The organism is Williamsia muralis NBRC 105860, assembly GCF_001598915.1.
Classification (GTDB): domain Bacteria; phylum Actinomycetota; class Actinomycetes; order Mycobacteriales; family Mycobacteriaceae; genus Williamsia; species Williamsia muralis.
The window spans coordinates 236,271-251,035 of the sequence record NZ_BDAP01000006.1; the positions used below are offsets into that span (position 1 = coordinate 236,271).

The window sequence follows — 14,765 nt, forward strand, 5'->3', positions numbered from 1 at the left end:
GCAGATGATGTGACGCCGGTCTTCTGACGCTGCGCAAGCGGTGCTGCTGCCCTACGATCGGTATGCATGGAACTGATGCGGAGTGGGACGTGAAGCTACTGTTCGCGTTCAGTGGCACGCGCGGTGACATTCAGCCCGCGGCTGTGATCGGTGCCGAGTTGCAGCGTCGTGGTCATGTTGTCACTTTTGCTGCACCACCCAATCTGGTCGAGTTCGCTGCCGGGTTCGGGGTGGATGTTGTCCCGTTCGGTTACGACACCCGTGCGCATATGAAGTCCGAGCTGGTGCGCACCCGGGTGCGGTCGGGTGGACCGGTCGCGCGACTCAAGGCGTTCAACGAATTACGTGATGTCGGTTGGGTGGAGATGATCGACACGATGGTCGAGTTGAGTGAAGGGGCCGACGCGATCGTCACCGGGTTCACCACCGAACAGGTCGCTTTGCTGTTCGCCGAACACCATGGCATAGCCCTCATTTCGTTGCACCACGCGCCGGTGCGGTCGAACTCGTACTTCTCACCGTTTCCTGGTGCGCCGCTGTCCTTGGCGCCGCTCGTCAACCGGGTCAGCTGGAAGTTGGTCGACGCCGCGCTCTGGGGCCTGACGCGCAAGCGGGAGAACCGGGAGCGTGCGCGTATGGGGATGGCAAGCGCGGGCACCGACCTACCGACTCGGATGAGGAAGTACGGGGCACGGGAGATACAGGCGTACGACCCGCTGTTCTGTGCGGACCTCGCCGAGGAGTGGGGTGCCGACCGGCCGATGGTGGGCTTTGTCGGTCTGGGTGACAGCGCCTGCGGATGGTCGGAAGATGCTGAGGGGCTGCGGGATTGGATGGCCGAGGGCACACCACCGATCTATTTCGGGTTCGGGAGCATGCCGGTGGCGGATCCCGGCGCATTGGTCATGGCAATCGGGCGGGCGTGCCGGGGCGTGGGTGAGCGCGCCGTGGTCAGTGCCGGGTGGAACGACTTCGACGTGAGTTCCGACGACACCGTGCGCATCGTCGGACAGGTCGACCACCGGACTGTGTTGCCCGCGTGTAGGGCGGTGGTCCACCACGGAGGAGCTGGGACCACATCGGCCGCCCTGCGTGCGGCGAAACCTGCGGTGGTCTGCTCGGTGGGTTCGGATCAACCGTTCTGGGGCGCTCAACTCGAGCGTCTCGGAGTCGGTGCCTCGATGACGCTGTCGCAGTTGGATGCGCACTCGCTCGAGGACCGGCTGCGTACGGTCCTCGATCCGCAGTACACCAGGCGCGCGAACGCAGTTGCTGCACAGCTCATCTCGCCGGAGAAGGCGGCGACGGCTGCAGCTGATCTGATCGAGGCATCGGTCACCGACTGGTCGCCGGCCGTGGTGACGAGCCGATGAGTCGTACGCGCCGGCTCGAGGCCGGGGACTTCACGTACTGGTTCCTCCACCGGGAACTCGGTTGGTCCGTGGTGCTGCAACTCGTCTGGACATTCGACCGGCCGCCGGGCCGGGAGGCTCTGGCCACGATCAACAAGAATCTGGCATCGAGCCCGCTGAACCGACTCGTGGCCGTCTCCGGGTTGCCCGGTGTCCGGCCGCGATGGGTGCGGGCGCACACGCACCCCGATCTGATCATCGATGTCACGCCGATCGACTCGGATCTGGTGGGGGCTTGGGCGGATTCCGAACTCGAGTCGGCGCCACTCGACCCGTTGACGGGGCCGCCGTGGCGGCTACGTGGCGTGTTCACCGAACAAGGCGGATTCGCGTTGTCGCTGACCGCTCTTCACCTTGTCACGGACGGACAGAACATGGTCGGCGCGGCTGTCGAGGCGTTCACTGCCCGCAGGCCAGAACCGTTGTGCTCAAGGGTATCTGCCGTCGGTCCGCAGCGGCAACTTATCGACGACGGCGTGGATCTGCTGTCCGATATCGGTTCGGCCATCGGGGGAGTGGTGCGCGCAGCTGCGGCGGGCGGTGCGTCGATGTTCGGCAAGCGCGGGGCGATCGACCGAACGCCGCGCCTGCCCATGCATGAACGTGCGCCCCGTGCGCACGCCTCCTGGTCGACGGTGAGTGTCGACACCGACGTGTGGACCAAAGTCGCTGCCGAGCACGGCGGTACGTCCAATTCGCTGTTCATCGCCGTGATCTCCGGAGTGTTGCGTTCGAGCGGATGCGCCCCACTCGGTGTCCCGATCAAGGTGGGCATTCCCGTCAGTCAGCGGGCAGACGGCGACGACCGGGCGAACGCGACCGCGGGTGTGTCGGTGACACTCACCGACGAACCTGTTCCCGGTGGGACGTTGCGTCACATTCGGCAACAGTGCAAGGCCGCGTTCACCGCCCTGGACGCCGGTCGTCGACCCGCGATGATCCACCTCCAGCCGTTGATGTGGTTGTTGCCCGCGCAGCTGATCATCAAGGCGGTGAGCAGTGGGGATGGGATGCCCGACGCGGTGGCCTCGAATCTCGGAGTGTTCACCCCAGAGCTCACCGAAGTGGGCGGGGTGGCGGCATCAGGAGTTGCCTTCCGGGGGATCGCGCAGGGAGTGGATGCGGCACTGCCGTACCGCTTCGGGGACGGCGTGCAGTCATGGCTACTCGAATATGGCGGAACCACAACCTTTTCCGTTGCGGCGTTCGACGAGATTCACATCGCCGACAGTGCAGAACTGGGCCGCCTTCTCGCAGAGGAACTCCGGGCGTGGGGCGTGCCGTTTCGGCTGTGGTGACAAGCACATGTTCCAGGGCAACGAGAGGGCGCGACAATGACGACGACCGAACGCCTCGTCGGCGGGTTCGATCGGGTCACCGGACCCGACGAGTCCTACCATCTCGCCGAACGGCTCTTCGGGCTCAGCGCGCCGATCCAGTTCCTGTGGGTGTTCGCCTCCGACCCGGGCGAGGAAGTGGTGCTACGGCTGCGAGACCAGCTGTCGGCAGGTCCGCTCAACCGCAAAGTGCGTTGTGCGACAGTCCCGTTCGCACGCGACCGGTGGGTTCGGGCCGACGACGTCCCGGACGTGGCGATCGACTACAAGCCGATCGGTGACAACGACATCGCCTCCTGGTTGGACACGCGAGTACGTGAGGGCGAACTCGCGCCCGCAGCGGGCCGGGGCTGGAAGTTGGACGCCGCGCGGACTCGATCGGGCAAGCTGGTGCTGTCACTGCTGGTGTCACACATGATCTCTGACGGCGAGGGGGTCTATGCGGCACTGGCGGCGGCCCAGGCGGGCACATCGCAGAACCGGTTGTCCACGCATGCGGAGACCGGGGGCCGCAGTGGCCGTCGAGCGGACGTGGTGGATGCCGCCGGCCAGCTGTTGGCTGCGGCCAGGGCACTCAGAATTCTCGGCGGTGCGTTGCGGAATCAGACGAAAGCGCCGAGCCCGTCGCGGCGTGCAGCGCCGTCGACCAAGACATCACCGGATGCGCCCGGCCCGGACACCACCCTGGTGATCCTCGATGTGGATCGCGAGCGGTGGGCCGACACCGCACGAGAGCATGGAGGGACCACCAACAGCCTGTTCACGGCCGTACTCGCCGGACTGGTCCAGCGGACGGACCTTCCGGTGGATGACGAGCTCCGGGTGTGCATGGCGGTCAGCAAACGTGAAGCCGGAGACGAACGGGCCAACGCCTCGGGCGGCGTGTGGATTCGGATCGACGGACCGGTCAGCCCAAAGCGAGGCCTGGCCGAGATCCGGGCATTGAGCAAGCAGGCGTTCATCGACTACGCCGACGCCGAGTCGGACAAGATGGCCGACAACTTGCAACCGGTCGTCCGGCTCCTGCCGGGACGGCTGATCGGAAAGCTGATGCAGTCGGTGCCCGGCCCCGACACCACCGTCTCGAATCTCGGGGTGGTGCCGCCCAGCGCGCTTCGGCTCGGTACCGAGACTGCGGAATCGTTCGGGATCCGCGCCATCGTCCGCGGTCGGCCGATTGCCAACCGACGTGCTCAAGGTCCCGCCGTGGCGGCGTGGGCGGTGGAATACGGGGACAAGGTGACCATCACTGTGTTTGGTATCCACCCAGACCACTTCGGCGATGTCGGCACACTTCGGGCGCAGATCGGTGAGGAGCTCAGCTCGTGGGGGCTGCCGTGCACCTTCTGGTAGTGCTCGCGAGGCCTGAGCCCTATGGGCGCCGCGTGGTCGCAATCGTCAACGGACCGACCACAAGTCGGTCACGCTGACCCCGAGTTGATCGAACAGGGTCCGAACCAGCGGCAGACTGATGCCGATCACCGACGACGGGTCGCCGTCGACACCGTCGATGAACCAGCCCCCCAGCCCGTCGAGCGTGAATGCGCCGGCCACCGCCAGTGGTTCGCCGGTGGCGACGTATGCGTCCACCTGCTCATCGGTGGGCGAACCGAAGCGAATCGTGGTGCCCGCGAACGCGACAGCCTCTGCGACCACCGAGCCTCCGCGTATCCGGAGCACACAGTGGCCTGTCAACAGGTCGGCAACCGAGCCGCGCATCGAAAGCCATTGAGCGCGAGCCACATCGGGAGTGTGAGGTTTGCCGGACAGGATGCCGCGATGGTGCAGCATCGAATCACACCCGATGACAACCGCGTCGTCGATCGAGGAGATGCCCGGATGGCCGACGACATCGTCCGCCTTGGCCTTCGCGAGGGTCGTGACGACGTCGGAGGGAGATGCGGTGTCGCCGAGTTGGGCGATCAGCGCATCTTCATCGACATCCGAGATCTCGACCAGTGGATCGACACCGGCGGCCCGCAGTATCCGCAGGCGTGCGGGTGACGCCGATGCCAGGACCACCCGGGTCATCGGCGCCCACCCGTGTGCATCGGCTCAGTAACCGAAGGCCAGGTTCGGAAAAGCGTTGGGAGCAAGACCGCCGGCGGCACGCAGCCGGTCGGACGGGGTGCCCCACAGGTTGCGTGGCCCCGGGTCCTCTTCCACACCCGAACCGCCTGCCGAGGCGAAAACACCTACGACCGCGGCGATCTCGGCGTCCGATGGATTCCCCTTGACGATTCGCAGGAAAGGCCGAGCCGCAGCGGCGTCACCGGTGCCGTCCGCAGCGTTCGTCTCTGGCGTGTTGTCAGCACTCACAGCGGAATGTTCCCGTGCTTCTTCGGTGGCATGTTGACGAGTTTGCGCTCGAGGAGCTTGAGCGCCGTGGCGATCTGACCGCGGGTGTGCGACGGCGGGATGACCGCGTCGACATAGCCGCGTTCAGCTGCCACGTACGGGTTCACCAGAGTGTCCTCGTACTCCTGCTGCAGCTGCAAGCGCAGCGCATCCACGTCTTCTCCGTTGGCCGCAGCTTCTTTGAGCTTGCCGCGGTAGACGAATCCGACCGCGCCGGAGGCTCCCATGACGGCGATCTGGGCCGTCGGCCACGCCAGGTTCACATCGGCACCCATGTGCTTGGAGCCCATGACGTCGTACGCGCCGCCGTAGGCCTTACGGGTGATGACGGTGATCTTGCCAACCGTTGCCTCGCCGTACGCGTAGAGCAATTTCGCGCCGCGCCGGATGATTCCGTTGTATTCCTGGTCGGTGCCCGGCAGGAATCCCGGGACGTCCACCAGGGTGATGATCGGCACGTTGAAGGCGTCGCAGGTGCGGACGAAGCGCGCGGCCTTCTCCGAGGCGTCGATGTCGAGGCAGCCGGCGAACTGGGTCGGCTGGTTCGCGACGATGCCGACGCTGCGGCCGTCGACGCGACCGAAGCCGACGATGATGTTCGCCGCGCGGCCGGCCTGCACCTCGAGGAACTCGTCGTCATCGAGGATGCGGCGGATGACCTCGTGCATGTCGTACGGCTGGTTCGGGGAGTCGGGGATGAGGGTGTCGAGTTCGAGATCCTCATCGGTGAGGGTGTCCTCGATCGATCCCGCGGCCGGCTGTGCCACAGGGAAGCGCGGCGCCTCGGCCCGGTTGTTGCTCGGCAGGTAGCTGAGCAATTCCTTCACGTAGTCGAGCGCGTCCTCTTCGTCGCTGGCGACGTAATGCGCGACACCGGACTTTGCCATGTGGGTGTGTGCGCCACCGAGGTCTTCCATCGTGACGTCTTCACCGGTGACCGTCTTGATGACATCGGGTCCGGTGACGAACATCTGGCTGGTGCCGTCGACCATCACCACGAAGTCGGTGAGGGCGGGCGAGTAGACGTGGCCACCGGCCGCGGCACCCATGATGAGGGAGATCTGAGGGATGACACCCGAGGCCCGGACGTTGCGGTGGAAGATCTCGCCGTAGAGACCCAGAGAGACAACACCTTCCTGGATGCGGGCACCGGCACCCTCGTTGATGCCGACGAGGGGACGGCCGGTCTTGATCGCCAGGTCCATCACCTTGACGATCTTCTCGCCGTAGACCTCGCCGAGGCTGCCGCCGAAGACGGTGACGTCCTGGCTGAAGACGCAGACCTCACGTCCGTCGATGGTTCCGTAACCGGTCACCACACCGTCGCCGAGCGGACGGCGCTCGGCGAGTCCGAAGTTGGTACTGCGGTGACGGGCAAGGGCGTCGAGCTCGACAAACGAACCTTCGTCGAGCAGATGGGTGATGCGCTCGCGGGCGGTCAGCTTTCCCTTGGCATGGGTCTTCTCGACCGCCGCCTCTCCGACTGGATGCTTCGCTTCGGCGAGACGATTGTGCAGGTCGATGAGCTTTCCTGCAGTCGTGTGGATATCCGGCGTCGATGGCACGTCCTGGGGGGCACTCGTCATGGCCATGATGCTATCCACACCCGTTTTCGCTGGTGTGAGCGGGCTAACCTGAGGCTTCTCTCACGTTTGGTTCGGTACCGAGCGACACACATACTTCGCTCCGTTCCGTGGCGGATGGCGTCGCTCGCGCTCTACGCTCAGACCTCATGACCGACGAGCGAGCGCCCCTTGACCACGAGGCCCTTCGACAAGCGGTGACCGGCACCCGATGGCGGTCGATTCGCGTGGTCGAGGAGACCGGGTCCACGAACGCGGATCTGGTGAGTCTTGCCGGGTCCACCGATTGCGCTGGTTCCGTGCTCATCGCCGAGCACCAGACCGCGGGGCGTGGCAGACATTCCCGGCAGTGGGAGAGTCCGCCCCGAGCGCAGGTGGCGTTGTCGGTCGCCGCGCCGGCGAACACGTCGGACCAACCTCAGGCACTGGGATGGCTGCCGCTTCTGACGGGTCTTGCGGTGGTCGAGGGTATCGCCGAGACCACCGACCTCAGTCCCAGGCTCAAATGGCCCAATGACGTGTTGCTGTTCGGTGACGACACCGCCACCGACGACGGTTACGGCGGACGCAAGGTCGCCGGGATCCTTGCCGAGCTGACCCATGGACCGAGCGGGCCCGTGGTGGTGATCGGACTCGGGATCAACGTGAGCCTCACCGAGGCGGAACTGCCCGTCCCGACCGCCATCTCACTGGACCTGGCGGGAGCCTCCGTCGACCGGACCCAGCTCGCCGGCGCCGTTCTGCGAGCACTCTCACGTCGACTGGACCAGTGGCCGGGCGATCTCGGCGCGGTGGCCGACGATTACCGGGCTGCCTGCGCGACCCTCGGACATCGAGTGCGGGTGCAGATGCCTGCGGGCGAAGAGATCGAGGGGCTGGCGACGGCCATCGACAGCATCGGCCGAGTGGTCGTCGAGGTGGCTCCCGGTCAGAACGTGCCGGTCGCGGCCGGCGACGTCACCCACCTGAGGGTCACCGACTGAACTGAACCAACTGAATCGAACGGCCAACTGGGTCGACGGACCAATCGGGTCGAACGGGCCAACTGATTCGACGCCGGCCTGTCGCCCTACCGCAGGCCGTGACCGTCAGCGACGTTCGTAGCTCTTGGTGCCCATCGCCGGGATCAGCAGGAGGATCGGGATACCGATCACCGCGTGCATGATCGCGGTCGAGATCCCGGTCGTCCAATCCCGCGACAGCAGCAGTGGGATCAAGATGGCTGCCAGGATCAGGAGCCCGACGATCCAGGAGAAGAACTGGCTCGGCGATGGTGTGGTGAGCTGCAGGACGTACCAGAGCGCTCCTGCGAACAGGGCGCACAGGAACGCGACGATGGCGAACCAGTACTCGTCGTTCGCCATCGGATTCCACACGCCGAGCTTCCCGGTCTCGTTTATGCGCTCGATGACCAGCCGGATGATCCACGCGACGAGCCAGGCGGCCAGGCCGGTCACGATGGCGGTGGCGAGGACTCCGCCGATGAACATCGTGGGATTGACCTGCGGCCGGTTGGTGGCGGGGCGCCGTCGCGGCGGCGCGGCCGGTGGTGGCGCAGCGGCGTAGTACGGGTCCGGAGGCGGAGCCCCCTGGTCGTACGCCTGGCTGTAAGCCTGTGATTCGGGTTCGTAGCCACGGTCGAACCGGGCTGTTCGCGGCTTGTTCGGGTCGTACGGGTCATTCGGGTACATCGTGCACCTCCCTGCGCGCGAGTTTACCGACCAGCGCTACTGCGGCCTGAGAACGATCAGATGTCCACCGTAGCGCCCCCGGGGCCGTCTGCGTCCCCACCGGCGGGCCGTCGAGGCGCTGCCTGTGGTTCGGACAGGCCCGATTCTGGTTTGATTACGGCACCGACCGGGCGAGTCGCCGTACGCCACGGTCATCAACGGGAGGATTTGTCGATGGGGTATCCGGAGAACATCCTTGCGCAGGGCGAACGTGTGGTTGTGCATCACCATCCGCACTGGAAATGCCTGCTGGCCCCCGCGCTCATCTTTGTTGTCGGGACCGCCGCCGCGGGTGTGGCGGGGGGCTACCTGTCCAATGCCGACCTCGACTCCACGGCAAAGATGATCCTGGGCATCGTCATCGCCGCGTTGTGGCTCTTCATCGTCCTCTGGTTCTTCGTGCGGCCACTGATCAGTTGGCGCACCACCCACTTCGTCCTCACCGATCGGCGGGTGACCTACCGCAACGGCATCATCACCCGTTCGGGTATCGACATTCCGGTCCAGCGCATCAACTCGGTGGAGTTCCGGCACGGACTGATCGATCGGATGCTCCGAACGGGCACCCTCATCATCGAGTCGGCGTCCGAAGACCCCCTCGAGTTCAACGACATCCCGAACGTGGAACGCGTGCACTCACTGCTCTATCACGAGGTGTTCGATGCCCCGGACGGCAACAGCTTCCGGCGCTGACCCCCACCCGGCGGCGGCGAACTGGTCACGAAATGGCCTGTGGCCGCGCGGGAATCCGATCGAATCCGGGTATCTGTGCCGCATGCGCCTAAATTGGTCTGGTGACCGAAGTTCTGCTCGCCGAAGACGATGACGCGATCGCCGCTCCGCTGGCCCGCGCCCTGAGCCGTGAAGGGTACGGCTGCGAGGTCGTCACCACCGGCACCGCTGCACTCGAGCAGGCACGGAGCGGCCGGTTCGAACTGCTGGTCCTCGATCTGGGATTGCCCGAGATGGACGGCCTCGAGGTCTGCCGCCGTATCCGGGCGGTTCGGCCCAACCTGGCCGTGCTCATGCTGACCGCTCGGACCGACGAGGTCGATTTCGTCGTCGGCCTCGATGCCGGGGCCGACGACTACGTGGGCAAGCCGTTCCGCCTTGCCGAACTGCTGGCCCGGGTACGCGCGCTGCTGCGCCGCAAGCAGAGCGTGGATGTGGTCATCGAAGCCGGCGACATCCACCTCGACGCGCGCGGACGGCGTGTGCTGGTCAGCGGTCAGGACACCACCCTCGCCAACCGCGAGTTCGACCTGCTGCGGTACCTGATGGAGCGGGGCGGCGAAGTGGTCAGCCGCGAGGAGATCCTGACCGAGGTCTGGGGTACCCCCGATCTCCTGTCGTCCAAGACGCTCGACATGCACATCTCCTGGCTGCGCCGCAAGATCGGCGACGATCAGCCCGGACGGAAGAAGCGCATCGTCACCGTTCGCGGTGTCGGCTTCCGGTTCGACCCCGACTAGATGCGCCGCCGGATACTTCGGTCGATGATGGCCATGGTGATGGGCATCGGCCTGCTGCTGGGCGTGCCGTTGATGTTCACCGCCTGGTGGTGGGTCGACGACACCGCACATCAAGACCTCGATGACCGCCTCAAACGGGTATCCACCGAACTGCTCAGCCAAGAAGGACCCGACGGGTCGATCAGCGGCACCGTCGACCGGGACAAGTTCCGGTTGCTCGTACCCGAGAACGGCCGGCTGGAGATCTACTTCCCGATCAGCGGGCCCCAGGGCCTTGAACGCGGGCGGCTCGAGGTCGGAGCGCCGATCGACGAGGAAGCGGTCACCGAATCGCTCACCCTCGGCGAGGCCGGGTCGCTCACCCTCTCTGTGCCGCACGCTCAGGTGCGCAGCCGGCAGTGGGGAGCTGTGGGTGTGGTCTCGCTGGTGGTGGTGACCTCGGTGATCCTGGGTCTGGTGGTGGCGGCGGTGACGGCCGGCCGCCTCGCCGACCCGCTCGAGGACGTCGCCGCACGCGCTGCCCGCATGGCCAAGGGCGACTTCGGTACCGAAGGTCGGCACTACGACATCGAAGAACTCGACCGGGTGTCCTCTGCGCTCGATGCCGCCAACCGGGAGATCACCATCCGGCTCGAACGCGAGGGACGGATCGTCGGAGAGGTCTCCCATCAGCTGCGCAGCAGGCTGACCGCGATCCGGTTGCGGCTCGACGAACTCTCGATCCATCCCGATCCCGATGTGGTGACCGAGGCCGAAGCAGGTTTGGCGCAGGTGGAACGGCTGACCAGCGAACTCGACGAGTTGATCACCGCCGCCAGGGGTGAACAGGTCGCGATGCTCGATCCCGTCTCCGTGCCCGAGCAGGTCGCTCAGGTGGTCGCCGACTACGAATCGGCGTTCGAGGTGCAGGGCCGTCATCTACGGGCCGGAGGGGTCGGGCAGTGCGCGGCCCGGGTCACCCCCACCCGGCTGCGGGAGGCGTTGAGCGTGCTCGTCGACAACGCGCTGCACCACGGGGCCGGGGATTGCTGGGTGGACACGCGAGAGTTGCCCGGTAGCCGCATGATCCGGGTGTCGGTGTCCGACGAGGGTCAGGGGATCAGCGACAAGAGTGCGCCCCACGTGTTCCAGCGCGGCTACTCCGAGGGTGGGTCGAGTGGGGTGGGTCTGCCGCTTGCGCGCGCACTCATCGAAGCCGACGGCGGCCGGCTGGATCTGCTGCAGCGGCGTCCGGCGACCTTTGCGATCGTGGTTCCGCGACACGACACGGATGATGCGGACCGATCCAGCAGGACCGGTCGCAGCGAGCCCCGCTGATGGCGCGTGGCGCCGGTCAGGTGTGACCGAGCTCCTCGTCGGCGAGTTCGTCCTGTGTCCGTCCGTCCTTTGGCCGCGCGAGACCCTCGCGATCGTCGTCCGGACGCAGTACCGACGCGTCGACCGCGGCCGCGAGATCGGATTCTGGGAAGGCGAAACGCCGTAGGGCCCAGAAGCGGAACGCCATCTGGAGCAGATTGCCGATGATGTAACCGAGGATGAAGTCGATGATCACCAGCTTGGTGACGTCGACCGAGCTGCGGATGTCGAACAGGTTGTTCGCCACGAACAACGGGGCGGCCTGGAGAACCACTCCGACCCCGCTGATCGCGAAGAAGAGGAACGCCTCGTGGTGGGTTTCGCGGCCGCCGCGGTTCTTGAATGCCCACTCGCGGTTGAGGATGTAGCTGACGATGGTCGCGAGCACACCGGAGATGACCTTGGCGATGACGGGTTTGGTCTCGAGGATCGTCAGGCTCAGCGAGTAGAAGATCGCCATGTCCAGGATCATCATCGAGCCACCGATGATGGCGAACTTGATGAGCTCATGGTGACGCATTACCAGCGCTCTCAGCGGCGCTGGCATACGGGCCATGAGCCCATCGGTGAGTGACACAAGGATGGAGTCTACGAAACAAGTTCGTCGAGAAACCAATCCCGGCACGTCCCGGTGCCTCCCGTGTCGTCCGATCGACGCCGCCCGTGACACGATGGATAGCCGTGACGAGTGATCCGACCCCTGCCTCGACGGCACCCGTGCCCGCTGTTCCCACGGCCACCGATTCGGCAGTCCCACCTGCACCGGCGTCGCCGGAGGCCAGTCGTGACGCGGCTGCCCCGGGGATGCCCGTGGTCACCATGATCGGCGGCGGTCAGCTGGCGCGCATGACCCATCAGGCCGCCATCGCATTGGGGCAGCGTCTGCGTGTCCTGGCGGCGTCCGCCGACGAGCCGGCCGCCCAGGTCAGCCCCGATGTGGTGTTCGGCAGCCACAACAGCCTCGACGACCTCCGTACGGCCGCGCGTGGCAGCCACGCGCTGACCTTCGACCACGAGCACGTGCCGATCGAGCATCTCGAGGTGCTGGTCGGTGATGGCGTCAGTGTGCTTCCTCCGCCGAGCGCGCTGATCTTTGCCCAGGACAAGCTCGCCATGCGGCGGCGCCTCGCCGACTTCGGCGCGCCCATTCCCGCGTACGCCGAACTGCCCCAGGACAACCCCATGGAGGCGCTCATCGAGTTCGGTGAGCAACATCACTGGCAGGTGGTCCTCAAAACCATCCGCGGCGGCTATGACGGGCGCGGGGTGTGGCTGGTCGACAGTCGCGAGGAGGCACTCGAGGCGCTTGCGGCGGCACCAGCGGGTTCGTCCCTGATGGTCGAGCAGAGGATCGCGCTGCGTCGGGAGCTGTCGGCGATGGTGGGACGCTCGCCGTTCGGCCAGGGCGCCGTGTGGCCGGTGGTGGAAACGGTGCAACGCAAAGGACAGTGCGCGGTGGTGATCGCGCCGGCACCGAACCTGTCGGAAGAGACGGCCACCTCGGCGCAGCGCCTCGCGTTGTCGCTGGCCGGCGAACTGGGTGTGGTCGGGGTGATGGCGGTTGAGCTGTTCGAGACCACCGATGGCTCGCTCCTGGTGAACGAGCTGGCGATGCGACCGCACAACAGTGGTCACTGGTCGATGGACGGCAGTGTCACCGGTCAGTTCGAACAGCACCTTCGTGCTGTCCTCGACTACCCACTGGGCGACACCGGAACGCGGGCCCCGGTGACCGTGATGGCCAACATCCTCGGTGCGGCGCAGGCTCCGGCGATGTCGATGGACGAGCGACTGCACCATCTGTTTGCACGTATCCCGCAGGCGAAGGTGCATCTGTACGGCAAGGGAGAACGCCCCGACCGCAAGATCGGACACGTGAACGTGCTGGGATCGGCGGGCGGCAACGTGGACGACCCCGAGCACGTGGCGCACGTGCGGGAGATCGCGGAGCGGGCGGCACACTGGATGTCGCACGCGGAGTGGACCGACGGATGGGATGTGCACGGTGGGTGAGAACGGCGAAGGTTCGGGCAACCGGCCACAGGGGCCGCGGGTCGGCCTGATCATGGGCAGCGACTCGGACTGGCCGACGATGGAGGCCGCTGCGGAGGCCCTCGCCGAGTTCGGGGTCCGATTCGAAGTGGGTGTCGTCTCCGCGCACCGAACTCCTCAGCGCATGCTCGACTACGCGAAAGAGGCTGCCGGGCGCGGACTCTCGGTCATCATCGCGGGTGCAGGCGGAGCGGCCCACCTACCCGGCATGGTGGCCTCGGCAACGCCACTGCCGGTGATCGGTGTTCCGGTGCCGCTCAAATATCTCGACGGCATGGATTCGCTTCTGTCGATCGTGCAGATGCCCGCCGGGGTGCCGGTGGCGACTGTGTCGGTGGGTGGGGCACGTAATGCTGGTCTGCTGGCGGTGCGCATTCTCGCGGCGGCGGACCCGGGACTGCGCGCGCAGATGGAACGGTTCCAGGCCGACCTGTCGGACATGGTTCTGGCGAAAGATCAGGCCTTGAAGCAGAAACTTCTCGGAGGCTAGCTGTCGGCTTCGACCAGCAGTTTGCGCCGGAAGAGGTCGAGAACCTCGTCGAGAGCGGCTCGGGTGGGCTGGCCTGGTTCGTCGATGAGGTGCTCGGTGAGCGGCGAGTGCGGTGGCATCGGAGACGGGCCCGCGTCGGCGTCGTCTATCTCGATGGCCACGAAGGCGTCGCCCAATTCTCTGCGCAGGTAGTCGAACCGGGCAGCGGGGGAGAGCTTGTCTTTCCTGAACCGGACGCCCATCACTTCCAGACCTGCGGCGCACCGCCCTTTGACAACCGCGAGATCGTCGGGCGAGATGTCGATGTTCGCCGCGCCGACCGGCCGAAACGGCATGGAGGGCTGGGCGAGCACGGGGGCCAGGAGTCGGTCGTCCGCGGCCATCGCGAGGGCGAATCCGCCGGTGAAACACATCCCTATGGCGCCGACACCCGGGCCACCGCACCGCTCGTGCTCATCGGCGGCCAGTGCCCGCAGCCAGGTCACCACAGGTGACGACTTCCCCGTGGCGAGGACTGTGAACTCGCGGCTGATGCAGGTCGGGACCAGAACCGACGTCAGGACCCCGACGGATTTTAGATACCCCAGGTTGTCCGGCATGGGGTCGAGGCCGTCGACTCCGAACAGGCTGGGGACCACAGCAGTGCACCCGATGTCGGACACCTTGCGAGCGAAGTTCAGCACCTTCGGCGTGATTCCCGGCATCTCCGCGATGACAACCACGGCCGGCCCCTCGCCTCGCCGGTAGATCGTGCGCGTCTTGCCGGAATGGGTGAACTCGGCGCGGTCGAAGTCGGCGAGTTCTGCTTCGGGCGACTGCTTGGGGGTCATGGCTTCCTCACTGGCACGGCGGGTGCAATTCATCGTCAGGCTAGCGTCTGCCGCGGTCGGGCACGGCCCTGTCTTTTCAGTTACCCGTGAGTAACTCTGGGCGCGCAAGTATTAGGATCGACGGGAAGAACCGAGTTTTTCTGGC

General features: G+C 66.2%; 15 protein-coding genes. 9 read left to right on the forward strand and 6 right to left on the reverse strand.

All coding sequences use genetic code 11. The features are described from left to right. Window positions 1-89 precede the first annotated feature (89 nt). The 3 genes from WIMU1_RS21200 to WIMU1_RS21210 are packed head-to-tail and all read left to right on the forward strand — an operon-like array spanning window position 90 to window position 4,102. Window positions 90-1,373, forward strand: a complete 1,284-nt coding sequence (locus tag WIMU1_RS21200; RefSeq protein WP_147431393.1) for a glycosyltransferase — start codon at window positions 90-92, stop codon at window positions 1,371-1,373. Further along, on the forward strand, window positions 1,370-2,710 hold the full coding sequence (locus WIMU1_RS21205) for a hypothetical protein (protein ID WP_062800148.1): 1,341 nt from the start codon (window positions 1,370-1,372) through the stop codon (window positions 2,708-2,710). Before WIMU1_RS21200 ends, WIMU1_RS21205 begins: the two co-directional genes overlap by 4 nt. A 36-nt stretch (window positions 2,711-2,746) precedes the next feature. Beyond that, entirely contained in the window at window positions 2,747-4,102 is a 1,356-nt protein-coding gene (locus WIMU1_RS21210; protein ID WP_062800150.1) for a hypothetical protein, read from the forward strand. A gap of 45 nt (window positions 4,103-4,147) precedes the next feature. On the opposite strand, the gene WIMU1_RS21215 is transcribed toward WIMU1_RS21210, so the two are convergent. Genes WIMU1_RS21215 through WIMU1_RS21225 form a run of 3 tightly spaced genes read right to left on the reverse strand, consistent with a single transcriptional unit; the run spans window position 4,148 to window position 6,693 of the window. Next, window positions 4,148-4,780: a Maf family protein gene (locus WIMU1_RS21215; RefSeq protein WP_062800152.1), complete on the reverse strand. Its 633-nt coding sequence runs from the start codon at window positions 4,778-4,780 to the stop codon at window positions 4,148-4,150. Between the two features lie 24 nt (window positions 4,781-4,804). Further along, the gene (locus WIMU1_RS21220; RefSeq protein WP_030174090.1) at window positions 4,805-5,068 is read right to left on the reverse strand and encodes an acyl-CoA carboxylase subunit epsilon; all 264 of its coding nucleotides are present in this window, start codon (window positions 5,066-5,068) and stop codon (window positions 4,805-4,807) included. Then, window positions 5,065-6,693, reverse strand: coding sequence for an acyl-CoA carboxylase subunit beta (locus WIMU1_RS21225; RefSeq protein ID WP_023961579.1), 1,629 nt, complete (start codon window positions 6,691-6,693; stop codon window positions 5,065-5,067). Before WIMU1_RS21225 ends, WIMU1_RS21220 begins: the two co-directional genes overlap by 4 nt. 146 nt (window positions 6,694-6,839) lie before the next feature. Between WIMU1_RS21225 and WIMU1_RS21230 the strand changes: the two genes are divergently transcribed. Then, window positions 6,840-7,673: a biotin--[acetyl-CoA-carboxylase] ligase gene (locus WIMU1_RS21230; RefSeq protein ID WP_062800154.1), complete on the forward strand. Its 834-nt coding sequence runs from the start codon at window positions 6,840-6,842 to the stop codon at window positions 7,671-7,673. Window positions 7,674-7,778: 105 nt separating this feature from the next. Here the strand turns inward: WIMU1_RS21230 and WIMU1_RS21235 are convergent, their stop codons facing one another. After that, window positions 7,779-8,381: a hypothetical protein gene (locus WIMU1_RS21235; RefSeq protein WP_023961575.1), complete on the reverse strand. Its 603-nt coding sequence runs from the start codon at window positions 8,379-8,381 to the stop codon at window positions 7,779-7,781. A 213-nt stretch (window positions 8,382-8,594) separates the two neighbouring features. On the opposite strand from WIMU1_RS21235, the gene WIMU1_RS21240 reads away from it, so the two are divergent. The 3 genes from WIMU1_RS21240 to WIMU1_RS21250 all read left to right on the forward strand — a co-directional run bounded on the left by WIMU1_RS21240 (window position 8,595) and on the right by WIMU1_RS21250 (window position 11,209). Continuing rightward, window positions 8,595-9,113, forward strand: a complete 519-nt coding sequence (locus WIMU1_RS21240) for a PH domain-containing protein (RefSeq protein ID WP_062800155.1) — start codon at window positions 8,595-8,597, stop codon at window positions 9,111-9,113. Between the two features lie 101 nt (window positions 9,114-9,214). Further along, window positions 9,215-9,892, forward strand: a complete 678-nt coding sequence (locus WIMU1_RS21245; RefSeq protein WP_023961571.1) for a response regulator transcription factor — start codon at window positions 9,215-9,217, stop codon at window positions 9,890-9,892. 24 nt (window positions 9,893-9,916) lie between these two features. Beyond that, window positions 9,917-11,209, forward strand: a complete 1,293-nt coding sequence (locus WIMU1_RS21250) for a sensor histidine kinase (RefSeq protein WP_245969058.1) — start codon at window positions 9,917-9,919, stop codon at window positions 11,207-11,209. Window positions 11,210-11,225: 16 nt separating this feature from the next. Here WIMU1_RS21250 and WIMU1_RS21255 read toward each other — a convergent pair whose 3' ends face one another. Then, entirely contained in the window at window positions 11,226-11,825 is a 600-nt protein-coding gene (locus WIMU1_RS21255) for a GtrA family protein (RefSeq protein ID WP_116915737.1), read from the reverse strand. A gap of 140 nt (window positions 11,826-11,965) precedes the next feature. On the opposite strand from WIMU1_RS21255, the gene WIMU1_RS21260 reads away from it, so the two are divergent. Both WIMU1_RS21260 and purE read left to right on the forward strand, forming a co-directional pair. After that, a complete protein-coding gene (locus WIMU1_RS21260) occupies window positions 11,966-13,261 on the forward strand; it encodes a 5-(carboxyamino)imidazole ribonucleotide synthase (protein ID WP_062800312.1) in 1,296 nt (431 codons plus the stop codon). Then, the gene (gene purE, locus WIMU1_RS21265; RefSeq protein ID WP_255283888.1) at window positions 13,254-13,790 is read left to right on the forward strand and encodes a 5-(carboxyamino)imidazole ribonucleotide mutase; all 537 of its coding nucleotides are present in this window, start codon (window positions 13,254-13,256) and stop codon (window positions 13,788-13,790) included. The genes WIMU1_RS21260 and purE overlap by 8 nt, the downstream gene beginning before the upstream one ends. Here the strand turns inward: purE and WIMU1_RS21270 are convergent. Beyond that, entirely contained in the window at window positions 13,787-14,620 is an 834-nt protein-coding gene (locus WIMU1_RS21270; RefSeq protein WP_062800161.1) for a dienelactone hydrolase family protein, read from the reverse strand. The two genes, purE and WIMU1_RS21270, sit on opposite strands and share 4 nt — an antisense overlap. Window positions 14,621-14,765: the final 145 nt, after the last annotated feature.